22 protein-coding genes are annotated in these 22,803 nt (G+C 70.1%); 12 read left to right on the top strand and 10 right to left on the bottom strand.

The genetic code is table 11. The features are described 5' to 3' along the window. Positions 1-45 precede the first annotated feature (45 nt). The 5 genes from AB0F77_RS20320 to AB0F77_RS20300 all read left to right on the top strand — a co-directional run bounded on the left by AB0F77_RS20320 (position 46) and on the right by AB0F77_RS20300 (position 2,951). Positions 46-405 (top strand): copper chaperone PCu(A)C, encoded by a 360-nt coding sequence (locus AB0F77_RS20320; protein ID WP_361950142.1) that lies wholly within the window; start codon positions 46-48, stop codon positions 403-405. 134 nt (positions 406-539) lie between these two features. Continuing rightward, a complete protein-coding gene (locus AB0F77_RS20315; RefSeq protein ID WP_361950139.1) occupies positions 540-1,217 on the top strand; it encodes a hypothetical protein in 678 nt (225 codons plus the stop codon). Continuing rightward, a complete protein-coding gene (locus AB0F77_RS20310) occupies positions 1,214-1,915 on the top strand; it encodes a PepSY domain-containing protein (protein ID WP_361950136.1) in 702 nt (233 codons plus the stop codon). Before AB0F77_RS20315 ends, AB0F77_RS20310 begins: the two co-directional genes overlap by 4 nt. After that, positions 1,912-2,562, top strand: coding sequence for a DUF5134 domain-containing protein (locus AB0F77_RS20305; RefSeq protein ID WP_361950133.1), 651 nt, complete (start codon positions 1,912-1,914; stop codon positions 2,560-2,562). The genes AB0F77_RS20310 and AB0F77_RS20305 overlap by 4 nt, the downstream gene beginning before the upstream one ends. Before the next feature lie 164 nt (positions 2,563-2,726). Further along, entirely contained in the window at positions 2,727-2,951 is a 225-nt protein-coding gene (locus AB0F77_RS20300; protein ID WP_361950130.1) for a hypothetical protein, read from the top strand. A 180-nt stretch (positions 2,952-3,131) separates the two neighbouring features. On the opposite strand, the gene AB0F77_RS20295 is transcribed toward AB0F77_RS20300, so the two are convergent. Both AB0F77_RS20295 and AB0F77_RS20290 read right to left on the bottom strand, forming a co-directional pair. Continuing rightward, on the bottom strand, positions 3,132-4,181 hold the full coding sequence (locus tag AB0F77_RS20295; protein WP_361950127.1) for an LLM class flavin-dependent oxidoreductase: 1,050 nt from the start codon (positions 4,179-4,181) through the stop codon (positions 3,132-3,134). A 243-nt stretch (positions 4,182-4,424) separates the two neighbouring features. Continuing rightward, positions 4,425-5,093: a helix-turn-helix domain-containing protein gene (locus AB0F77_RS20290; RefSeq protein ID WP_361950124.1), complete on the bottom strand. Its 669-nt coding sequence runs from the start codon at positions 5,091-5,093 to the stop codon at positions 4,425-4,427. 112 nt (positions 5,094-5,205) lie between these two features. Here AB0F77_RS20290 and AB0F77_RS20285 point away from each other — a divergent pair, with 112 nt between their 5' ends. Further along, positions 5,206-6,135, top strand: a complete 930-nt coding sequence (locus tag AB0F77_RS20285) for a catechol 1,2-dioxygenase (RefSeq protein ID WP_361950121.1) — start codon at positions 5,206-5,208, stop codon at positions 6,133-6,135. An 81-nt stretch (positions 6,136-6,216) separates the two neighbouring features. On the opposite strand, the gene AB0F77_RS20280 is transcribed toward AB0F77_RS20285, so the two are convergent. The 7 genes from AB0F77_RS20280 to AB0F77_RS20250 form a co-directional block, all read right to left on the bottom strand. After that, positions 6,217-7,152: an alpha/beta hydrolase gene (locus AB0F77_RS20280; protein ID WP_361950118.1), complete on the bottom strand. Its 936-nt coding sequence runs from the start codon at positions 7,150-7,152 to the stop codon at positions 6,217-6,219. Positions 7,153-7,240: 88 nt separating this feature from the next. After that, on the bottom strand, positions 7,241-8,185 hold the full coding sequence (locus tag AB0F77_RS20275) for an aldo/keto reductase (RefSeq protein ID WP_361950116.1): 945 nt from the start codon (positions 8,183-8,185) through the stop codon (positions 7,241-7,243). Beyond that, positions 8,161-8,904 carry a ribonuclease activity regulator RraA gene (locus tag AB0F77_RS20270; protein WP_361950311.1) on the bottom strand — a complete coding sequence of 248 codons (744 nt, stop codon included), beginning with the start codon at positions 8,902-8,904 and terminating at the stop codon, positions 8,161-8,163. Before AB0F77_RS20270 ends, AB0F77_RS20275 begins: the two co-directional genes overlap by 25 nt. Positions 8,905-8,972: 68 nt before the next feature. After that, entirely contained in the window at positions 8,973-10,943 is a 1,971-nt protein-coding gene (locus AB0F77_RS20265; RefSeq protein ID WP_361950113.1) for a hypothetical protein, read from the bottom strand. 1 nt (position 10,944) lies between these two features. Then, entirely contained in the window at positions 10,945-11,895 is a 951-nt protein-coding gene (locus AB0F77_RS20260) for a carbohydrate ABC transporter permease (protein WP_361950110.1), read from the bottom strand. Further along, positions 11,892-12,734 carry a sugar ABC transporter permease gene (locus AB0F77_RS20255; protein ID WP_361950107.1) on the bottom strand — a complete coding sequence of 281 codons (843 nt, stop codon included), beginning with the start codon at positions 12,732-12,734 and terminating at the stop codon, positions 11,892-11,894. The genes AB0F77_RS20260 and AB0F77_RS20255 overlap by 4 nt, the downstream gene beginning before the upstream one ends. Before the next feature lie 116 nt (positions 12,735-12,850). Further along, entirely contained in the window at positions 12,851-14,134 is a 1,284-nt protein-coding gene (locus AB0F77_RS20250; RefSeq protein WP_361950104.1) for an extracellular solute-binding protein, read from the bottom strand. Between the two features lie 131 nt (positions 14,135-14,265). Here AB0F77_RS20250 and AB0F77_RS20245 point away from each other — a divergent pair, with 131 nt between their 5' ends. The 6 genes from AB0F77_RS20245 (at position 14,266) to AB0F77_RS20220 (ending at position 21,858) form a co-directional block, all read left to right on the top strand. Beyond that, the gene (locus AB0F77_RS20245) at positions 14,266-14,916 is read left to right on the top strand and encodes a GntR family transcriptional regulator (protein WP_361950101.1); all 651 of its coding nucleotides are present in this window, start codon (positions 14,266-14,268) and stop codon (positions 14,914-14,916) included. A 241-nt stretch (positions 14,917-15,157) separates the two neighbouring features. Further along, positions 15,158-17,512 carry a carbohydrate-binding protein gene (locus tag AB0F77_RS20240; RefSeq protein ID WP_361950098.1) on the top strand — a complete coding sequence of 785 codons (2,355 nt, stop codon included), beginning with the start codon at positions 15,158-15,160 and terminating at the stop codon, positions 17,510-17,512. A gap of 540 nt (positions 17,513-18,052) precedes the next feature. After that, positions 18,053-19,936, top strand: coding sequence for a serine/threonine-protein kinase (locus tag AB0F77_RS20235; protein ID WP_361950308.1), 1,884 nt, complete (start codon positions 18,053-18,055; stop codon positions 19,934-19,936). A 180-nt stretch (positions 19,937-20,116) separates the two neighbouring features. Further along, positions 20,117-20,494 (top strand): nuclear transport factor 2 family protein, encoded by a 378-nt coding sequence (locus AB0F77_RS20230; protein WP_361950095.1) that lies wholly within the window; start codon positions 20,117-20,119, stop codon positions 20,492-20,494. Positions 20,495-20,517: 23 nt separating this feature from the next. Continuing rightward, positions 20,518-21,102, top strand: a complete 585-nt coding sequence (locus AB0F77_RS20225; RefSeq protein WP_361950092.1) for a hypothetical protein — start codon at positions 20,518-20,520, stop codon at positions 21,100-21,102. A gap of 177 nt (positions 21,103-21,279) precedes the next feature. Beyond that, a complete protein-coding gene (locus tag AB0F77_RS20220; RefSeq protein WP_361950089.1) occupies positions 21,280-21,858 on the top strand; it encodes a helix-turn-helix domain-containing protein in 579 nt (192 codons plus the stop codon). Positions 21,859-21,994: 136 nt separating this feature from the next. Here the strand turns inward: AB0F77_RS20220 and AB0F77_RS20215 are convergent, their stop codons facing one another. Then, positions 21,995-22,366 carry a hypothetical protein gene (locus AB0F77_RS20215; RefSeq protein WP_361950086.1) on the bottom strand — a complete coding sequence of 124 codons (372 nt, stop codon included), beginning with the start codon at positions 22,364-22,366 and terminating at the stop codon, positions 21,995-21,997. Between the last annotated feature and the right edge of the window lie 437 nt (positions 22,367-22,803).

Here is a 22,803-nt window from a genome sequence, read left to right as displayed (position 1 = left end):
GGCCGGGCCGGAAGTCCGGCGCGTTTTCGGATCACGGAGGGACAGGTGCTGCTGCCCGCCGCCGAAGTGCCGGAGACCGTGGCTTTCTTCCACATCGCCAACGAGGGCGGCTCGGCCGACGCTCTGGTCCGGGTCACGGCCCGTGGTGTCCGGGGTGACGTGACGCTCTCCCGGCACCGCATGCGGTCGGGGAACGTGGCCTATCGGTCCGCGATCGATTCCGTCTCCGTCGCGGCGGGTGACACCCTTGTCATGCTGCCGAACGCGATGGGCCTGACGGTGCCCGTGCCCTCGGAGGAATGGAGTTCGGGTGATCTCGTTCCGTTCACCCTGGAGTTCAGGCGCGGCGGGCGGGTGAACGTCCTGGCTGTTGTCGTGCGACCCAGCTCGACGTTGTTCACGTAGTCGCTCGCCTCGATCCCGGAGTTCCCGCGTGACTCGTGTGAACTGTGTCATCGCGCAGGCGATGAGTCGAGGGGCGGGAGTTCGTACGTACTCTCTGACGACGATCGGGCTCCGGGTGCGAGGATGAGCGGGCTATGACTGTCCGAGGGTGGTGCCGAGCGGTGCGGGCCGGTGTGTTCGCCGCCGTCTGCGTGCTGCTTGCCGCCCTCGGGCACGCGACCATGTCGGGAACTGCCGTGCCCTGGTGGGCCGTGAGCGCCGGTGCGGCCGGGACCGGCGCGGCCGGATGGCTGCTGGCGGGCCGGGAACGTGGCCGCAGGTCGATCGTCGTGGTCGTGACCGCCGCGCAGGCGGTGCTCCACGAGACGTTCACCCAGGCGCAGAACCTCGCGTCCGCGCCCGACCTGGCCGTCGTGCCCGGCGCCGATGGCTCGACGGGCACGAGCACCGTGGGCATGGGCTCGACGGGGTCGATGGACATGGGGTTGATGGACACGGGCTCCATGGGCGCCATGGACATGGGGTCGACCGCGCACGCGGTGCACGGCATGGCCGGTGTCGGGCACATGCACGACATGGCCGGCATGAGCGGTACGACCTCGGTCGGCATGTTCGCCGCCCACCTGCTGGCCGCGGTGCTGTGCGGGCTGTGGCTGGCCCATGGCGAGCGGGCCGTGTTCCGCGTCCTCAGAGCCGCGGCGGCCTGGCTGGCGGCCCCGCTGCGGCTGCTGTCGGCCCTGCCCGCACCGATCAACCGCCCGTCCGTGCACAGGCGCCGTGACGCCCTCTGCCCGGCTCCGGCACCGGCATGACCTGGTCCGTGCATGCCGGAGCGAGTATCGGGGAGATCCAGTCGGCGCTGGCCGGTCCCAGCCCGGCCATCTCCACCAGCCTGCCCGGTCCCACCGCAGAGAAGAAGCCCGGTGCCGGGTCGGGACCGGCGAACGACGTGGGCGTCGACGAGGTCGTGGCCTCCGCGCACGCGGCCGGACTGCGCGGCGTGCTGAACGTGTCGCCGCCGACCGAAGACCAGGCCACGTACGTGGTCAAGGAGAACACGCGCAGCTGGCCCGAGCGCCATGACGCCGTGGCCGTCGACCCCGCCACCGGCAGGATCACGGACCGGGCGAACTGGGCCGACTACCCCCTCCTGGCCAAGATGACCAGCTGGGGCATCGACGCCCACATGGGCATCCTCTTCGGCCTGGCCAACCAGATCGTCCTGGCGCTGCTCGCCGTCGCCCTCATCGGCATGCTCCTGTGGGGCTACCGCATGTGGTGGCTGCGCAGGCCCACTCGCGGAGAAGGGTTCGCGGTCGGGCGGGCGCCCGCGCGAGGTGCCTGGCGGAGGGTGCCGGGCTGGTTCCTCGCGCCCGCCGTCCTGGTCACCGCCGTGATCGGCTACTACATACCGCTGTTCGGCCTGCCCCTGCTGTGCTTCGTCGTCGTGGACTGCGTCCTCGGCTCGGTGCGCCGGCGCCGTGCCGCGCGAACGGAGGCGGCCGCGTGATCACCGCGACCGGCCTGAGATGGATCCTCACCGTGCTTCTTGTCCTCCCCACCCTCAACGCGCTGTGGCTGGCGGCGACACCGGGTCGAACGGTCCCGAACCGCGTGGGCCACACCTTCCACGCCGTCATGGGCGCGCTGATGGCCGCGATGGCCTGGCCCTGGGGCATGGGTCTTCCCGCCGATCCGCAGATCCTCGTCTTCTCGGCCGGTGCGCTGTGGTTCGTGGCCGCCGCGACGGTGCGCCCCTCGGGGACGGATTCGCGCGCGGCCGGGCTCCTGGCCGCGCTGCCGCACATCGCCATGATGGTGGCCATGGCCTGGATGGTGGCGGTGATGGACGGACCAGCAATGTCCTCCGGCGCCCAGGGCGCCGGCCACGACATGCCGGGAATGGAGATGTCCGGTCCGGGTGCGCTCAGTGCCATGTCCCTGACCCAGGCGGGCCGGCAGTGGACCGCCGGTCTCCTGGCCGTCGTCCTCGTCGCGCTCGGACTGCTGTGGCTGTCCCGGGCGTTCGACCGAGGGCGTGCCGTCACGCCGGCGGTGCGCGGCACCGTCGCGCTCATCCCCAACGAGGCGGCCGAACCCGCCTGCCACGCGGCGATGGCCGTGGGCATGGCGGTGATGTTGGTCCTGCTCCTGTGAACACCGACAAGGTCAGGGCGAGCGGGTGAACCCGAGTGCCGTGACGGCGCGGCGGCGGCCCGGCGATCTGCCCTCAGATGTTGCTCAACTCCCGTCATTTCCCGCCACGTCCATGATCTCCTGCACGGACGACGGCGAACGAGCCGACAGGGGGGGACGGACCGATGGCCAAACCGGTCAAGGCATCGATCGGCGACATGTCGATCACCTGCCAGATCTGCGGAAGCGACCAGTTCCGCGAACGCGGAGTCAAACTCAACAGCACCGGCGGTGAACTCTTCAAAGTCGCCTGGGCGGACGAGACCGCAACCGGACTCATCTGCTGGCGCTGCGGATACGTCCACCTCTTCGCGAACCGCGAAATCCAACTGCACCCTGTCAAGAAGTGACCAAAGGACCGAATACGACCGCATCGGCGACGGGCCCTCACGTGGACACCTTCGGTTTCGGTGGGGTGACAGGGCCGGTGACGCCTGAAGGGCGACGAGGTGAGGCAACCGCACCACGGCTCCTCGGCGGCCGGTCCCCCCTGGTTCCCGGCGGAGCCGCACGAGGATGCCGGCGCGGCGTCATGCCCGGGTCGCTCCTTGCTCGTTGGCCCGCGATCGGGCGGCCTCCGCACGGACGGTCGGCGCGACCTCGGTGCCGAGCAGTTCGATGGCCCGCATGATCTCGCGGTGCGGCACGGGGCCGAGGGCGAGTTGGAGCATGACCCGCTGATGCCCCAGTACGTCGTACTGGTGGAGCAGCTTTTCCACGACCTGGCCGGGCGAGCCGACCGCGTACATACTGCCGGGGCCGTTCTTCGCCGCCGCGTCCGCCGCGGTGACCGGCGGCAGGCCGCGCTCGGCGCCGAGCGAGCTGAACAGCGCGGCGTCGGCGGGGAAGTAGACGTCGGCGGCGGCCTGGGAGGTGTCGGCGACGAAGCCGTGCACGGTGACGGCGACCGGCTGGGACGGCCGGCCGTAGTGCTCCAGCGCCTCGTGGTAGAGCTCGACCATGGGGGCGAAGTGCTCGGCCGTCCCGCCGATCGTGCCCACGGCCAGGGGCAGGCCGAGGGATGCCGCGCGCACCACGGAGTTGCGGCTCCCGCCGACGCCGATCCACACCGGAATGCGCTCCTGCACCGGCCGCGGCAGCACGAGTTCCTGGTGCAGCGGGGGCCTGAACCGTCCCGACCAGGTGACCGGGCCGGGCTCGCGCAGCGCCAGCAGCAGACGCAGTTTCTCGTCGAACAACGCGTCGTAGTCGTGCAGGTCGTACCCGAACAGGCGGAACGAATCCAGCAGCGCCCCGCGTCCCGCCATGATCTCGGCTCGTCCCCGGGAGACCAGGTCCAGGGCCGTGAACTGCTCGAACACCCGCACAGGATCGTCCGAGCCGAGGACGGTCACCGCGCTGGTGAGCCGGATCCGCGTCGTCCGGGCCGCCGCGGCGGCGAGCAGGACCGCCGGCGCCGGCGCCCCGAACCCGGCCCGGTGGTGCTCGCCGAGTCCGAACACGTCCAGCCCGACCTCGTCGGCGAGGGCGATCTCTTCCAGCAACTCGGGGATCCGCCGGGCGGGTTCGGCCCCGTCACCGGTCGGAACGTCGGCGAACGTGAACGCACCGATCTCCATCGTGCACCACCCTTCCGGGGAAGTCCTCAGCCCCGCACCACAAGAGACGCACACACGCCACTTACCGAAGGGGGCACGGGGCACTCCATGGATCACACGGGAAGATGAGACGTACCAGCGGCCAGAACACCGCGAAACGACACAGCGCACCGATCGGCTTACGAGTCAAAAATAGCATCAACCGGCGAGGCCGCGTCACTTGTCCCGGATCACTGCGCCCTCGATCCGTCGCGCGGTGCGCGGTCAGAACGAGGTCACGGTCTCGCCGTCCTCGTGCATCCGCAGCAGGGCGCGGTAGGTCTCGATCATGGTCGGCGGGGCGGGCAGGGGCCCGGCGGCGGGTCCGGCGAACGCCTGGAGCAGGTAGGCCATGAGCCGGGGGGAGAGCTTGTCCGCGATGTCGCCGCCGCCGGCCACGACGCCCGCGTGCGCGATCAGCACCAGGATGATGTCCTCGGGCGTGAAGTCCTCACGCAGCGCGCCCGCGGCCTTGGCCCGGGCGATCAGCATGCCGATGTTCTCGTACGCGCGACGGCGTTGCGCCTCCAGCCTGATGCTCTTGGGGAACGTCATGGTCAGGACCTCGGTGAAGCCTCGGTCGCCGAGTTGCATGCAGGCCAGGGCCCCGACGAAGGTGGTGAAACCGCGCCAGGGATCCGGGTCGGCGAGCGCCTTGGCGGCGGCGTCGGCATAGGCGGTGGCCTTGTCCTCGAACACCGCCGCCATCAGGTCGGCCTTGGTCGGGAAGCGGCGCCGCAGGGTCGGTTCGCCCACCCCGGCGCGCTGGGCGAGGTAGCGCATCGACACGCCCAGGCCCTCGTCGGCGAACACCTGCCGGGCCGCCGCGATGATGCGCTGCCGGTTGCGTTCGGCGTCCGCCCGCAGCTGTCTGTCCGGTCCCGTTTCGGCCATGGGCCGATCATACCGAGACAAGTGATGCACCTGCGCCGGTTAGAGCGTTGCCATTAAATGACGCATGTGCGTCACTTATTTCACGGACACGTCCACGGAAAGGACAGGCGACATGACGGTCACTCCCGAAGCGGTAGCGGGCGCCGCGAAGGACGAACGGCTGCGCGTGGTCTTCGACGCCGTGCAGCGCGCGCTCGAGGACCAGACGATCAGGCACGGCATCACCCCCGAAGAGCTGGGTCACGCCATCACCTGGGTGACGAAGCTGGCCGAGACGGGAGAACTCCTGCTCGCGGCGAACATGTTGATCGGCATCCCGATGCAGGACGTCACGTACGGCAGGGCCTACGCCAGCCCGGAGCGGGACGGCGCCTCCCCGTGGATGGCGCTCGGGCCCGCCTATGTGGCCGGGGCACCGGAGATCGACAATCCAGGTGTGCTGCCGATGGCTCCCGACGAGCCCGGAGAGACCCTCATCGTCTCCGGTACCGTGCGGTCGACCTCGGGCGAGCCCCTCGGCGGGGCCGTGGTGGACCTGTGGCAGACGAACGCCGAAGGCTGGTACTCGGGGATATCCGCCGAGCAGGCCGGGCCGCTGCGGATCGTCGACCACAACCTTCCCAAGTACCACCTGCGCGGCAAGATCACCACCGACGCCGAGGGCCGCTACGAGTACCGGACCGTCGTGCCGGGCCTGGAATCACTGACGGCGCCGGGGTCGGCGACCGCGGAACTGCTGCACAGGCTGGGCAAGGCCACCTCACGCGCGCGCCACATCCACGCGAACGTCACGCACGACGGCCACCACATGCTGACGCACCAGATCCACTTCGCGGACGACCCGCTGGTGAACCAGGTGGCGGAGGGCGCGGTCCACCGGGAGATGGTGCTCACGACCGAACTGCACGACGATCCCGCCGACTACGGGGCACGCGGACCGGCCGCTCCGTACCGGACGCTGACGTGCGACTACGTACTGCGGCCGATCGGCTTCGACGAGGTGGCGGACCCGTACCAGCTCGGTGGCTTCTGGAAGGTGTGAGTGGGGGCTCCCCCTCCGCACGCGACCACTGGCGGACACCCGGAAAACACGGCTCCCGGACCGTGTCCGTCTCCCCCGCTCTCAACGCCCCCACAGGGACCGCAGGAAGTCCGCGACGGCGTGCACCGAGCGGTCGAACCCCGGGCTGAGGGGATGGGCGAGATAACCGTGCGGGCTGCTCTCCTCCAGACGCACCCGCGTCGGCACACCGGCCCGTGCGAGCGCCCTCTCGAACGCCTCCGCCGACGAGCGCAGGTCGTCGTACTCGGCGCTGATCAGGAAGGTGGGCGGCAGTCCGCGCAGCTGCGCCTGGCCCGGCATGGCGTGATCGGGCACGCCGGTCGCGTCGGGGCCGAGATAGTCCTGCGTCATCCGGGCGACCGCTTCCGGAGGGCAGCGCAGTTCGTCGGGCAACTCGGCCGCCCTGTCGGCCAGTTCGGCACTCGGTTGCTGTGCCGTGGCGTGCAGGGTCGGATACACGAGGACCAGCCCGGCCGGCCGGGCCCGGCCCTCGTCCCTGGTGTGCAGCGCGGCCCCGGCGGCCAGGTTGGCCCCGGCGCTGGCCCCGCCGAGCACGGTCCGTTCCGGGTCGAGGCCGCGCTCCCCGGCGTGCCCGCGGGCCCAGTGCCAGGCGGCGAGCACATCGTCGTGCGGCACGGGGAAGCGAGTGCCGGGCCCGGCGAGGTGGTACGTCGCGCCGACCACCACACACCCCGTGGCGACACAGAGTGCCCGGGCCGCGGCGTCCGCCTCCGGGACGTCCAGGTTCCCGCTGACGAAGCTGCCGCCGTGCACCCACAGCAGCGCGCCGAGCGCGGGGGCACCGTCCGCGGGTGCGTACACCCGCACCGGCACCGGGCCGTGCGGTCCCGGCACCTTGTCGTCGTGGGTGTCGGTCACGGGCGGCCGGTACCGCTCGGGCACCGTCCAGAACCGCTCGACCTCGGCCGCCCGGTCGGCCGGCCCCCCGGACCTGAACGGCCGCAGCAGCGTCTCGAAGTACGGGTCGAGGGGCACGGCACGGTCTCCCGGTTCGGTGTGCGTGGTTCGAGGATGGTTCGGGGTGCGTGGTTCGAGGATCGTCGGCGGTTGCCGACGTCCGTCGTCAGGGCGACGGCGCCCCGGATTCGATCAGGCCGGCCTCCCGGAGATCGTTCCACAGCGCCTCGGGCAGCGGCATACGTGTCAGCTCCGCGTTGTCGGTGACCTCGGCGGGGCTGACACATCCGACGAGCACGGTGGTCACGGCCGGGTGGGCGAGCGGGAATTGCAGCGCCGCGGCCCGCAACGGCACGTCGTGCCGGGCGCAGACCGCCTGGATCCGCAGCGCCCGCTCCAGTACGGGGGCGGGCACCGGCCGGTAGTCGTACGGGGCGCCGGGGCGCGGATCGGCCAGCAGGCCCGAGTTGAAAACACCGGCCGCGACGACTCCGACACCCCGCTCGGCGCACAGCGGGAGCAGTCCGGTGACGGCCCCCTGTTCCAGCAGGGTGTAGCGGCCGGCGATCAGGACGTGGTCCAGGTCGGTGCGGCGCACGAGTTCGGCGAGTGCCCGGTCGCTGTTCATGCCGGCCCCGACGGCGCCCACGACCCCTTCGTCGCGCAGCCGCAGCAGCGCGGGCACGGTCTCGGCGACGGCCTGGTCGAGATGGTCGTCCGGGTCGTGCACATGGACGATGTCGAAGCGGTCCACGCCGAGGCGGCGCAGGCTGCCCTCCACGCTGCGCCGCACGCCGTCGGCGTCGAACGCGGGGACGGGGGCGCGGCCCTCGGCGACGTCCCAGCCCACCTTGGTCGACAGCCGGTAGGTGCGGCGGTCGACGGACGCGAGTGCCCGGCCGAGGCGGGCCTCGGACAGGCCGTCGCCGTACTTGGGGGCGGTGTCCAGCAGTCCGTAGCCCGAGGCGAGCGCGGTGTGCACGGTGGCGATCGCGTCCGCGGGGTCGACCGGCCCGTACAGGTCGCCGATGGGGGCGCAACCGAGCCCCAGCCGGGGCAGGGCCGCCGCCCCGCGCAGGGGGCCGGTCAGGCCGTGCGAGAGTCGCGCCACTGCTCGAACTCCTCACGGCTGTCGGGGGTGAGGGGGTAGTAGTCCGACAGGCGGGCGCCGCCGTCGATGCGCAGTCTGCTGAACTCCTCCCACTGCTCGTGGTCGGAGGCGCTGTCGACGACGAGGGACGACTTGGCCCGGGGGACGATCACGGCGCCGTCGTCGTCGGCGACGACCAGGTCGCCGGGCAGGCAGAGCACGCCCCCGGCCGCCACCGGCACGTCGTACGCCCAGGGGAACAGTTCGGACTGTGAGGCGTAGTGGGGGGTGGTGCCGGTGCACCAGATGGGCACGCCCAGCCGTCGCACCCGGGGCGCGTCGCGGATGCGTCCGTCCACGACGATGCCGGCGCCGCCCTTGCGCTTGAAGTAGCGGACGAGCATGTCGCCGAAGCAGCCGGTGAAGGCGCTCCCGTACGCCTGCACGACCAGGACGTCCCCGGGCTCGACGGCTTCGAGCACGGCCCACAGGGCGGTGCTGCGCTCGACGTACTCCTGGCCGAGGCCGCTGGCGACGTCCTCGCGCTGGGGCATGAACTGGAGGGTGCGGACCCGGCCGGTGACCTTCTGTCCCGGTGTCAGCGGGGCGGGACCCTGTATGTAGGTGCGGCGGATGCCCAGTTCGTTCAGCTTGGCGCAGGCGGTGGCGGCGCTGACCGCGCCGAGCGCCCTGACCTCGGCGCTGTCCGGCCGTCCCGGTGTCTCGCCCCGGACGGGCAACGGCCACACGGCGGACAGGGCGTCCGTGCCGTCGGTGTGGTCGGACGCGGGGGAAGAGGACGTGTCGGTCACGGGGTTCTCCTGGATTCCTCGGTGGCGCGCTGGTGCGTGGGGCGCAGCGCGTGGAGCCGCATGCCGAGCCGCAGACGCAGCTCGTGTCCGGGCGGCAGGGTGATGTGCAGGGTGTTGCCGTGCACGTCGGCGTGTTCGGGCCGGGTGTCGGGCACGGGCAGCGCGTAGTCGCGCGGGTCTGGTGTGCGGTCCGTGGCGGTGCTCTCCCAGTGGGCGGTGGTGATGAGGTGTTCGCCGAAGCCGCCGGCCCTGACGCGGAGTCTGCGGGTGTGCGTCGGGCTGAGGTTGACGAGGTGCAGGCCGGTCCGGTCCGCGTCGAGCCGGTCGACGAGGGCGGCGACGTCGGGCGGCAGGCCGGGGCGGGCGCGGTCGAGGTCGTCGTAGCGGACCCTGGCCAGGGGCAGGCCGCCGTTGTAGAGGGTCTGCGGGGCGCCGGTGGTCAGTTGGGTGAGCACCTCGGTGACCACGGGGTTCAGCCGCTGCCACCGGTGCAGGTCGCTGTCGTCGTCCGTGTCGGCGTCGGCCGCGAGGAGCGCCATGCGGTGGCGGACCTGGGCGAGGGCCATGTGGTGGGCCTGTTCGGGGTAGCCGGGGTTGGCGCCCGCGAGATAGGCCAGCCAGGGCGGTTCGTGCCCGGCCTCCTCCTTGTTGCGGAAGGCCCGGACGGCGCTCCAGTCGTAGCCGGCCGCGTCCCGTACGGCGTCGAGGCGGGCCCGGTCCTGCGGTTGCATGCCGAACCACCACAGCCAGGTCCAGTAGGCGGTCTGGGCCGGCTGGGGGTCGAACCAGCCGTGGACGCCGACGCGGGTGGGCAGGAGGTTCACGGGTTTCGCGGCCTCGTCGCCGAGTAGTGGCTCCCAGCTGTGCCGCTGGCTGGTGGCCTGGTCGCCGAGGACGCCGGTGCGGCGCTGTGCCCAGACCTGGTCGAGCGGGCGTCGGGCGAGGTCGAGGCGGTCGAGGTCGTCGCCGACCAGGCAGGCGCTCAGGGCACCGACGAGCGCGGCGGCTCCGACGGAGTGCACACCGTGCGGCCAGGTCCAGCCGTAGTGGCCGCCGTACCAGCGTCCTTCGTGGTCCTCGCCGACCGTGCCGGACGGCCCCACGTTGTCGGGCAGCGCACCGTGTTCGGCGGCGCGTTCGCGCCAGGCGTCGACGTACGACAGGATCCAGGAGGCGAACCGCGGATCGTGGTCGTAGAGCCAGGCGTTGGTGAGCAGGGCGGTGGCCGCGAGGTTGACGGCGGTGTCGCCGCGCCCGAGGCGGTCGCGCATGTGACGGCCCATGCGGACGGCGAGTGCGGGGTCCGCGAGATCGTCCCAGGAGGTGATGCCGGGCACGTCCTCCAGCGGCAGGCCGTAGGGGCGCATGCCGGGCTGGTCGGCGGAGAAGCCGTCGTCCCACTGGGGTCCGAGGCCGGGCCGTGGTCCGTCGGAGCCGTTGTGCGGGGTACGGATGATCCGCGCCTCGGGGTCGTAGACACCGGTGGGGCTGCCGGGGAGGTACTGCTCCGCGAAGCGCAGCGCGCGCCGCCGGAAGTCCTCGTCGGCGGGGTCGGCGGCGCAGATGCCGTAGAACATCAGGAGCGCCTCGCCCTGGTGGAACCAGTCGTAGCCGCGTTCGAACTCGTCTTTGTAGAGGCCGAGTTCGGTGAGCTGGGCGGTGACGCCCGCCCAGTGTCGTTTGACGGCGGGCAGCAGGTCGTCGGCGCCGCCGAGGAGGTAGAGGGCGGGCCAGTTGAAGAACGCCTCGTAGAAGTCGTCGGCGCCGTCGCGGTCGTCGATGCGGCCGGTGAAGCGCAGTCGGCCGTCCCGGGGGTCGGTGAAGCGGTCGCGGAAGGCCCGCCAGGCGGTGTCGAGGTCGTCGAACAGCCGGCGTTGCAGGACGGCCCAGACCGGGGGTGCCGTGCTCGGGACGCTGGCGGTGATCTCGGGTACCGGGGGCTGGTCGGGGGTGTCGGTGTCGCTCATGTCAGCCCTTCGTGGCGCCGGTGGTCAGGCCGCTGATGATGTGCCGCTGCATGATCACGAAGAAGGCGAGCGCGGGCAGCACGGCGAGCAGCAGGTTGGGGAAGACCACCGCGTAGTGCGTGGAGTACTTGCCGACGGCTGCGTACACCCCGGTGGTGACGGTGTAGAGGCCGCTGCCGGGGCCGAGGATGATCTGCGGGTTGGCGAAGTCGTTCCACACGTTCAGGCTGTGCAGGATCACCGCCGTGGCCACGACGGGCCGCATCAGCGGGAAGATCACCAGCCAGAAGGTGCGCAGCCGCCCGGCGCCGTCCACCGCCGCCGCCTGGTCGAGTTCGGCCGGCACGGTGCGGATGTACGCGCTGTAGAGGAACACCGACACCGGCAGCGTCAGCGTGGTCTCGAACAGCACGAACCCGGGGATGGTGCCCATCAGCCCGAGGTACTTCAGCACGTAGACGACGGGGATCAGCAGCACCTGGCTGGGTACGAACGTGCCCGCCACGAACAGCAGGAGCAGCGCGGTGTGCCACCGGCTGCGGCCACGCGCGACGACGTACGACACGGGCGCGGCGACCAGCAGTGACAGCACGTTGACGAGGACCACGAACAGGATCGTGACACCGTACGCCTTCACCACGTCGAAGTCGGGGTCGGTCAGCGCGTCGTGGAGGTGCGACAGGCTCAGCCGGGACAGCGGGAGCCCGAAGGGCGAGCTGCGGATGTCCTGCTCGGACTTGAAGGCGTTGACGACCAGGACCCATAGCGGTGTGAGCATCACCAGCGCGCCGACGGCCAGCGCGAGCGGCCGTGCGACGGTCCACGGCCCGATCCGGGTTCCCGGTGATGTGGGGCGGCCGGGCCCGTCGGCGGCGGGGACCGGCGGACCGCTCTCGGCGGGCGGGGCGAGGGAGTCGGACAGCTGGGCGAGGGGGCCCGGTTCGGGACTCATGCGGCGGCTCCCGTGTCCGTGCGTCGGCGCAGCAGGGTGACGGCCAGGGCGGCCACCGCGGTGATGACCGTGAGGACCACCGACTGGGCGGAGCCGTAGCCGAGCACGTTGTTCTGGAAGGACTCGGCGAGGATCAGATAGGCACCGGTCTGCGTGGAGCCCGCCGGACCGCCCCCGGTCAGCGACAGGACCAGGTCGTAGGTGCGCAGCAGGGAGACCAGGGTGAGCACGATGTTCACGGTGACGATCGGCGCGATCATGGGCAGGGTGACGTGGCGCAGGATCTGGCCGCGGCCCGCGCCGTCCAGCCGGGCGGCCTCGACGAGCGACGCCGGGACCGTCTGGAGGCCCGCGATGTAGAGCACGAGGGCGAAGCCGAAGCCGGACCAGACGATGACGAGGATCAGGCTCACCAGCGCCCAGCCGGGCTGGGACAGGAAGGGCAGCCCGGCGTGGCCGACCGCGCGCAGCACCGCGTTGATCGCACCGTCGGTGGACAGCAGCGCCGACCAGAGGAAGCCGATGATCAGCGCGCTGATGACGTACGGGTAGAAGAAGACGGTGCGCAGCAGGGTGTTGAGCCGTCCCGGGGTGGCGATCGCGAGGGCGACCGCGAGGCCGGCCACGTTGATCGCGGCGGTGCCGACGACCGCGATGAGGCCGGTGACCCAGGCGGCGTGCCGGACCTCGGGGTCGTGCAGCAGCTGCCGGTAGTTCTGCAGGCCGATCAGGTCCGGGTCGGGGGTGTACCCGTCCCAGTTCGTCAGGCTGAGGTACGCGGACAGGGCGAGCGGTACGACCATCATCACGGTGAACAGCACCACTGCGGGGGTGGCCATCACCGCTCCGGCCAGCCGGTCCCGCGTGCGTGCGGTGCGGGGGCGGAGCGGTGTCCGTGCACCGTCCGGACGGCGGGAGCGCGGTGGTGCGGCCGGGCGGGGCGAGGAGTGAACGCTCACTTGGGCTGCGCCTTCAGCCAGGTGTCGACGTTCTTCATGGCCGTGGCGGGGCTCCCCCCGGTGTAGAGGCTCTGGATCTGCTTGCCCTCCTCGTCCTCGAACCCGGCCGGCATCTGGTACTCGCCGCCGCCCATGATCGCCTGGTGATCGCCGGCGGAGTCGTCGAGCAGCTTCTGCACCTCGTCGGAGAGCGGGGAGAGGTGGTAGGGGTAGCCGGTGCGGTACGAGGTGTCCTGCTTGAGCTGGCTCTCGACGGCCGCCTTGTCGGTGGTCAGGAATTCCACGAGCTTGGCGTCGGCCGTCTGGTGCTTGCCGGCCTTGAAGATCCGGTAGTTGGAGCCGGGGGTGACGGACAGGCTCGGCGTCGAGGAGTTCGTCATCTGTGGCGCCGCGAACACGCCGACCTCGAAGTCCTTCTTCGCGGCGTGCTCGGCGGCCACGAACCAGCAGCCCATCGGGTAGAGCGCTGCCTTGCCGGACAGGAAGTTCGTCTCACCGTCCGCGTACTTCGTGCCGAGGGCGTTCTTGTCGAGGTACCCCTTGTCGATCCACGACTTGTACAGCGCGGCGGCCGGCCCGAGGTCCTTCGCCAGGGAGCGCTTGCCCTTGGCGGCCTGGAGGTACCAGTCGGGGTCGGAGGTGGTGAGCGTCGGCACGAACAGCTGCATGAACTGCGCCTCGGTCACCCACTCCCCCGCCGTCCGCATCGGGAGGTAGCCCGCGCCCTTGAGCTTCGCCATGTCGGCGGTGAGCTCCTGCATGGTGGTCGGCTCGCTCTTGATGCCGGCCTTGGCGAAGGCGGTCTTGTTGTAGAAGATCAGCGACTGTGCCTGCTGGCCTATCGATACGTCGTAGAGGTGCCCGTCGAGGCGCTGCGCGTCGGCCATGGGCGCCGACTTCGCCCATGACTGGTCCGACAGGTCGCGCAGATACGGGACGACCTTGTTGCTGTGGGAGCCCTCGACGACGTCGGGCGGGCTGCCCGCGGCGAGCAGTTGGGGCAGCGTGGTGTCGACGGCCCCGTCCGACGAGGTGGGCGCCTCGATCTGCACCTTGATGCCGGGGTTGGCCTTCTCGAAGGGGGCGACGAGGTTGCGCCAGTAGTCCTTGGTGAGGTTCGGCGTGATGTTGACGAGCATCCGCACGGTGCCCGTGGCCCCGGCCTTGGTGTCGCCGCCCTCCTTCGACTGGAACCCTCCGCCGCTGCCGCCGCAGGCCGTGACCAGGCTGAGCGAGAGCAGGGTGCCGGCGGCGGCACCGGCGGCTCTGGTGTATCTCATGACGCGCTCCCTCGGATTCGCTTCTATCGATAGGCGATATGAACGCCTACGTCATCGGCCTGTCAAGGGGCTGCAACAAAATCGACGCGAGCATCGATAGGATGCGAAGAGGTCTACACAAGGAGGGCTTCATGGCGAGCGCCATCGGACAGCCGCTGACGCGGGTCCTGCTGTCCGACCAGGTGTACACACGAGTGCGCGGCCTGATCATCGGCGGAGAGCTGAAGCCGGGCGACCGTCTGGTGGAGTCCGAGATCGCCCGCCAGCTGGCCGTCAGCCAGGCGCCGGTCCGGGAGGCGGTCAAGCGTCTGGTGCACGAGGGGCTGGCGCAGCACATCCCGAGACGGGGCAGTTTTGTGGCCACCGTGTCGCAGGACGATGCCGACGCCGCGCGCGGAGTGCGCGTGGTCATCGAGGAGCTGGCCGCGCGTACGGTGGCGGAACACCCCGATCCGGAGGCGATGGCGCAGCTCCGCGCCCAGGTGGAGCTGATGCGGGAGGCCGCCGCGGCGGGCGACGTGGGGCTGTTCCGGGACGCCGACATCGTCTTCCACCGGATGGTGTGCGAGGCGAGCGGCAACCCGTTCCTGCCGAAGGTGTGGGCCGTGATGGAGCCCAGCCTGCGCGCGCTGCGGGTGGTGTCCGACCCGCTGTTCACCGGCAGTTGGAAGGACATGGCCGAGCAGCACACGGGTCTGCTGCTCGCGCTGGAGTCGGGTCATCCCCGGCTGGCGGCGGAGAAGTTCGCCGCGCACGCCCGGGGAGAGATTCCCGTCGACTGAGCCGGCGTAGATCGGCGCTGTGCCCCGTGACCTCGCGGTCGCGGGGCACAGTCGTTTTTCGGGGGCGGTCCACCGGCGTGGCCGTCGCGGTCGGGGCGCCACCTGGGGAGTTGGCGGGGGAGGCGGCCGGCGTTTGGCTCCGCCGAGGCACATCACATCTAATCGATAGTGTTGCAAAGATTGACCGGGCCGCGCACGCGTCGCTAACGTGCCCGATCATCGATAGGCGATTGGATCAATGATGAACCAGTCCAGACTGCGGCTGGCGGCGCTCGTGTCCGCCACGGTGCTGCTGTCCGCGGGGACGGTCGCCGCCGGCGCGCAGACCTCGCACGGCAGGACCTACTACGTCAGTCCCTCCGGATCGGACGCCCACAGCGGCTCCGCGTCCGCTCCGTTCGCGCACATACAGAAGTGCGCCGTGGTCATGACCGCCGGCGACACCTGCGAGATCGCCTCCGGCACCTACCGCGAGAGCATCGCCCCCGCCCACCAGGGCACCGCACAGGCCCGCATCACCTACCGCGCGGCGCCGGGGGCACGCGTGACCGTCGACGGCACCGACCCGGTGACGGGCTGGTCCAAGGTCACCGACGACGACCTCTCCCAGCTGAAGGCGGACGACTCGACGATCGACGGTTCGGCGTTCGCCTCGGCGGTCGGCGACGGTCACGTCTACCGGGCCGACGTCACCATCGATTCCGGCCTGCCCGGCAATCAGGTCTTCGTCGACGGCGCCATGAACATCGAGGCGCAGTGGCCCTACCCGGGCGACAATCCGCTCACGCCGAACTGGGCGACGGCGCAGTCCGGGACCCAGACCAGCCTGTCCGACAAGGCGCTGACCCAGCCCGCCGGCTACTGGAAGGGCGCCCGGCTCACCGCGCGCAACTGGTTCGTGACCGAGACCGCCAAGGTCACCGACTCCTCGGTCGGCAGCCTCACCGCCGACTCCCTGCCCAACTGCATCAGCCTCAGCCCGAACCAGAAGACGACCTACTCCCTCAGTGGACGCCTGAGCCTGCTCGGGCACTCCGGGGAGTGGTTCTACGACGCCGGCAGCCACTCCCTCTATCTGTGGACGAAGGACGGGGACAGCCCGGCCGACCACACCGTCGAGGCGAAGCAGCGTGAGCTGGGCTTCGACCTGTCCGGACGCTCCTACACCTCACTGGTCGGCATCGGCCTGCGCGGCACCACCGTCCAGACGGCGGCGACGTCCACCCATGACGTGCTCGACCGGATCACCGCGCGGTACGTCTCCGCGTACGACGACCTCGACCCCGACCCGAACATGGTGCAGAACCCGGACGGCTGCGCCATGCTCACCGCCGGCGAGTCGACCTCGGGCATCATTCTCGACGGTACGGACAACAGCTTCCGCAACAGCACGGTCGACTGGAGCGCCGGCAACGGCGTGGTGGTGGCCGGCAAGCACAACGCCGTCACCAACAACACCATCACGAACGTCGACTACCTCGGCAGCTACGCGGCCGGCATCAACGTCATCGGCTCCGACCACTCCATCACGCACAACACCGTGGCGAACGTGGGCCGCAGCGACCTCAACGTCGACAACAAGATGACGGGGCAGAAGTTCCCCGGGAACCACATCTCGTACAACGACTTCTCCGGGTACAACACGCTCGTGACCGACGGCGGCGCCATCTATGTGTGCTGCACGGTCGACATGGCGGGCAGCGTGCTCGACCACAATCTGCTGCACAGTCCGGGCCTCGCCGGCCGGGGCAATCTCGCGCCGGGCATCTACCTGGACAACAACGTCTTCAACGCGACCGTGCACAACAACGTCGCCTGGGACGCCACTTCGTACGGCGTGGTCCTCTTCAACGGCGACACCTCCTCGGGCGACAAGGTCTACAACAACACCTCGGGCACCGACAGCAGGGCCGTCAGCTTCTTCGGCGGCAACTACAGCGGCATGGACATCGCCAACAACATCGGCGACACCGACGGCCCGGCCAACGTCTCCCAGACGCACAACCTGCCCTACTCCACCGACCCGTTGTTCACCGACCCGCTCAACCACGACTTCTCGCTCCAGGCCGGTTCCCCGGCCCGCTCGGCGGGCGTGGTCAGGCCGCCGGCGACCGACGGGTACCAGGACCGGCGTCCCGACGCCGGCGCCTACCAGTACGGCGTGAAGAAGTGGGTGGGCGGCTCGGCGGTGGAGCGTACGACCGTGCAGGCCGAGCGGTACTCCGACAGCAGCGGGGTCGGCCGGCACGAGGCGGGCACCGGCAGCGTCCTGGGGAACTTCGACGGCGGGGACTGGGTCAAGTACACCGGAGTCGACTTCGGCACCGGCCGTGACTGGTTCACCGGCAGCATCGGCGACGACCCCGGCTACAGCGGACGGCAGTTCGAGATCCGGGTGGACGGCCGTACCGGGCCGGTGATCGGCACCGTGACCGTGCTGTCCAGCGGAGGCTTCGACACGTACATCCCGCAGTCGGTCCCCATCACCCCGACCAAGGGTGTGCACGACGTCTTCCTGATCGCGACGGGTTCCTCGCCGGGCGTGGGGAACATCGACAGCTTCAGCTTCACCCGCCCCTCCGCGCCGGACGCGTGATCGTCCGCCGCGAGGGCGGAACGGGAGCCGCGCGCTCCTGAACGAAGGCCGGACCCGCTGCTCGGGCCCGGCCTTCGGACTTGTCACCGACCCGGTCGAGCACCTCCCGGAAGACGACATGCCGGGCCCGATGGCCCAGGTCGCGAGGCCCCGGACCGCCGGGAGCATCTGCCGCCGTCGCCCGATCCTCCACTGCCGGCGAACGCACTACGCGTCAGTCCCACATCCCCCTTCGAGCGTGGGTGGGATGGACAGCCGGCGCGCTCACCCATGTCATGGCGGCTGGAGCCGACGCACAGAACTTCCCCTGGCCCCGGAGCGGTTCGTCCCTCTCCACGTACTTCTGACCGAGCGTCTACTGTTGTCCAGTGCAGGCTGTGAGGGGGGCGCATGCAAGGTGAAGACAGGGACGGGGCAGACGGTGGCCTCGACGACCACTGGGCGAGCAGCGCCCCTCCGCGTGCGGACTTAGGGGCGACCCAGAAGTGGCCCCGGACACCGCCCCCTGGAACCTCACCCGCGTCCGACCGCCCGAATGTGGTGATCGAGGGCCGCTACGAGCTGCTGGAACCGATCGGCAGCGGCGGTATGGGCGAGGTGTGGAAGGCCCATGACCAGCGGCTGCGTCGATTCGTTGCCGTAAAAGGTCTGCTCGACCGCAACGCGATGACCGCCGGCACCCAGGCCGCGGCAATGCAGCGGGCGCGCCGGGAGGCGGAGGCGATCGCCAAGATCGAGCACCCGAACGTGGTGTCGGTCTACGACCAGGTCGAGACCGACAACCAGGTCTGGATCGTGATGAAGCTGCTCGATGCCGGGTCTCTGGCACACCTGCTGCGCAGGCAGAGGGTACTCGCCGTGCCTAGGGCGGCGGACATCGGCCATCAGATCCTCCAAGGTCTGCGGGCAGCGCATGCGGCATCGGTCGTCCATCGCGATGTGAAGCCGGGCAACGTGCTGGTCCGGGACGACGGGCTGGTGATCCTGGTGGATTTCGGGATCGCGACGTTCGAGGGCGCCGCCCCGGTGACCCGGTCCGGCAGCGTCATCGGCACACCTCCGTACCTGGCGCCCGAACTCTTCGCACCCGGCTCCCGTGGCCCCACCCCCGCGTCCGACCTGTGGGCGCTGGGAATCACGCTGTACGAGATGGTCGAGGGCCATCTCCCCTTCGGGGGCAGCGAGGTCTGGGAGGTCCAGGAGCACATCCGGCAGTCGCCGAACCCGGTCCTCCAGTACGCCGGCCCCCTCACCACGGTGATCCGGGGGCTGTTGCGGACAGACCCCAGCGAGCGCCTGGACGCGGCCACCGCGGACACGATGCTGCGCGAGGTACTGGGCGACCCGCCGAACGCGGCCTCGGCCAAGGCCGCGACGCACCCGTCAGCACCCCTACCGGGACCGGACCCTGCGCCGAGGGGCTCCGGCCCCGACGCGTCTTCTCGGGCTGCGCCCGACCCGGCTCCCCCGGCACTCGTGGAAAGGCGCCTGCGGCCTGGCTTCCGGAAGGGGCCGAAGGCGGTGGCGGCAGCCCTGTGCGTGGCGTTGCTGACCACCGCCGGTTGGTTCGTGGCGAACGGCTCCGGCTCGGGCACAAAAGACGAAGACAGTAAAGCCGCGGGTTCCGACAGCCGGGGCGGCGGGGCACACACATGGAAGAAAACGCATCCCACACTACGGATAGGCATCAAGGCTGATCAGCCTGGCCTGAGCGAACGGGTGAAGGGCGAGAAGAACACGTACGTGGGCTACGACGTCGACATGGCATACGCGGTCGCCGCGCACATGGGGTACACGGATGAAGACGACGTCGAGCTTGTCCCGGTCACAACCGAAAACCGGAGCAGCGAACTGAAAAAGAAGACGGTACATCTCGTCGTCGCCTCGTACAGCATCAGAAAGGACAGCGAAGTCGACTTCGCCGGCCCGTACTACACGGCGGGCCGAGGGTTCCTGGTCCGCGAGAAGTCGAGCAAGTACACGATCAACGACCCCAGCGACCTGAAAGAACTGCGCGTTGAGGTGTGTACCGCTCGGGAATCGACGTACGCGAAGGTGCTGCCCGGACTTGGCTTCACCATGATGAAATCTCCGCCCGCCACCTATCAGCGCTGCCTGGACCAGTTGCTGGACGAGAGGACGAACGTCTACGCGGTGGCCTCGGACGACGTCATTCTCGCCGGCTACGCCAAGAAGAATCCGGGCCAGGTGCGACGGTTGGACAACATCGCAGGAACGGAGAACTACGGCGTGGCGATGCTCCCCGGGCAGCCGGGCCTGAAGAACGAGGTGTGCTCGGCGTTGAAGAAGATCCTGGCGGACAAGAAAGGCTGGGAGTCCATGTACAGGAAGAACCTGGCCGAACTGATCGGCATCAAGGACCCACCGGGCACCCCGGACCCGACGGAGTGCAAGGGGTACTGACGGGGTCGAGATTGTGCCGAGTCGCCCCGGTCAGGCGGTTCGCCCGGCCGTCGTCGCCCCCGAGGCGGGGGCCGAATCCGCGTCGGAGCCGCTGGAAACGGACCCTGGGGTCCGCTAAGCTTGTTAGCGGACCCCAGGGTCCGCTTCCAGTTCACCCCGCACGCGAGGGACCACCCAGCCATGCCCAACGCCCGTATCAGCGAAGCCCTTCGGGCCCTGATCTTCGAGACCGACCCCGACGACGAGCTGCACACGCTCCTCGACCGCTACTACTCCCCCGACTACACCCACCGCAGCGACGGGGGAACGTTGAGCCGCGAAGAGTTCGCGCACATGGTCGCCCGCGTCCGGAGCCAGGTCACCAAGGGCACGGTGACCGTGCTCGACGAACTCCGTGACGGCTCCACCTACGCCGAGCGCCACGTCTTCCACATCACCCTGGAGGACGGCTCCACCCAGAGCCGGGAGATCGCGATCTTCGGCACCTTCGCGGAGGACGGCCGCTTCCGGCACCTGAGCGAGACCGGCTTCGACATCAGCGCGGACGAGACCCGCTGATTCCCGCACGATCGGAGTACAGCATGCCCCGCCTGACCGATCCGGACCCCGCGTCGTTCCCGGCCGAGGTCCGCGAATTCCTCACCTCCCTGCCGCCCGATCCCATGGTCAAGATGCTGTCCCATTCAGCCGGGACAGTGAAGCCGTTCGTGCAGCTCGCCAAAGCACAGTTCACCGCTCTGGAGTTGTCGGCCCGGGCACGTGAGCTGGTGATCCTCACCGTCGCCGAGTACACCGGCAGTACGTTCGTCGCCGCCCAGCACGACCCCATGTCGCAGGCGGCCGGAGTCGACGAGCGGACCCGGCGACTCATCCGCACCAGGCAACTCGACAGCCCCGAGCTCACACCCTCCGACCGCGTCCTGCTCCGCTTCACCGCCGAGGCAGTACAACGCCCGCGTGTCTCCGACGAGACATTCGAGCAGGCTCGCACGTTCCTCACCGAGCGCGAACTGGTCGAAGTGCTCCAAGTGATCGGCTACTACTGGACGTTCGGCCGGATCTCCACCGTTCTGGACGTCGAGGTGACAAAGGTCTACGACGGCGAACCGGTACTGGACACGCCTTCCGACAGTTCCGACAGCAGTTCCGACAGCGTCTCCGACTGACCATCCGCCAGGCCGTTCGGAGCTTGGCGGGACACGTTCACACTGCACCGGTGGGCAGACCCGCTGTGGGCGGTGGAGCTCATCCTCCGCACCCATGGGGTTGCCCACCGGTGCGGCCAGCCTGAGATCATGGACGTGGCCGTCCGTCCCCATCCCCTGAGACAGGTTCCCGCTTCCATGACCCCTTCCACAGCTCCCGAATCCGGACAGGGAGCCGTCAACACGCCGAGGCGGACGGACGCCCGTCGCAATCACGAACGCGTGGTCGCCGCCGCGGTCGAGGTCTTCCGCGAGTACGGCACCCAGGCCTCCGTCCCCCTGATCGCCGCGCGGGCCCAGGTCGGCAAGGCCACGGTCTACCGGAGCTTCCCCACCAAGGAGGACCTGCTGGAGACGGTCACGGGGCTGAGCCTTGTCGAACTCGAACAGCGCACCGCACCGGCATCGCGTGAAGCCGACCCCTACAAGGGCTTCCGCCTCTACGTCCTCGAACTCTTCGAGACCCTGGCGCGCAACCGTCTGCTCGCGGAGAGGCTCGCGGACGCAGCTTCTCCGGCCGCCGCGTCCGTCCTGGAGACACTCGCGGGCACGATGGAGACGGCACGGGCCACCGGGAGGCTACGGGAGGACATCACACTGCTGGATCTACGGGTGCTCCTGTGCGGCACGGCCCTGCAATTGGTGAGGTTGGCGGAACGCGACCCCGCGACATGGCGCCGCTTCGGGGACATGGTCCTCAGAGCACTGCAGCGCTGATCCTCGGCCAGGCGGTCGTCGTTCTCTCCGACGTGCGGATCGATGCGGTGCCGCTCCTGTTTCCGAGCAGCCAGGATTCCGCAGCGGCCCATGACCGTCCGCACAACCACGACGGGGAACGGTCGATCGAGACCCGTTATCGGGTGACCAGCTCACCCGCGGTGACCGCCGCGGCGGCGCAGACGAGCAGTGCGGACGCGTACGCGGCGTGCAGCTTCAGCAAGGTGCGGCGCAGGGTGAGGTAGCGCCTCTCGTACTCCGTGCGCAGCCGGTGGGCCCGGGCGGCGTCGGTGTGCGTCGCCTGTGCGGTGGACAGGAGGTGCTGCTCGACGTAACGCCGTACCACGTCCTCTGTCTGAGCGGTGGTGAGCCACGGCAGCCGGGAGCACAGCAGCTCGGCCTCGCGCTGTGCCTGGTCCCGTTCCGCCCGGACGAGAAGATAGGCCGCGACCTCCCCTGCCAGGGCGGCTCCCTCTTGGCTCAGCGATCCCGAGGACTTGTCGGACATCACGGCTGTTCCCCCTTGTGAACGGTGGCGTCGACGGCAGTCGGCTGTCACGCACCAACGCCCCGTGACCCACGGGGCACATGCCGTGTAACCGGATCCCGGAGGTTCATACCTGGCGCCAGGCGCATTCACCGAGACCATGGAACAGGCCGTCTCCACCCGCCACACCATCGGCGAGGGCATGGGCATGGGCATCATCATGGCCCGCCTCCGCGAGATCGCCCGTCGCGTCTGCGAGCAGAGCACCGTCCCATGACGTTCCGGGTGGCCTCCCTGGCTCGTTGGCTGAACCAGAGAAGCCTGAGCCAGGCCAGCCCCATGGGTACGCCGCTGAATCCAGCCTCCTCACCAGGTCCCCCGCCCCCGCGTCCCCACACGCGAAAACCTGGCCGAAAAGCACCACGCCCCGCCTCGGCGGGGCCCATTGGCCAACTGCC

Source organism: Streptomyces sp. NPDC026672 (genome assembly GCF_040638185.1).
Taxonomy (GTDB): domain Bacteria; phylum Actinomycetota; class Actinomycetes; order Streptomycetales; family Streptomycetaceae; genus Streptomyces.
Note: the sequence above shows the minus strand (reverse complement) of the source record. Positions and strands in the feature narration are given on the sequence as shown.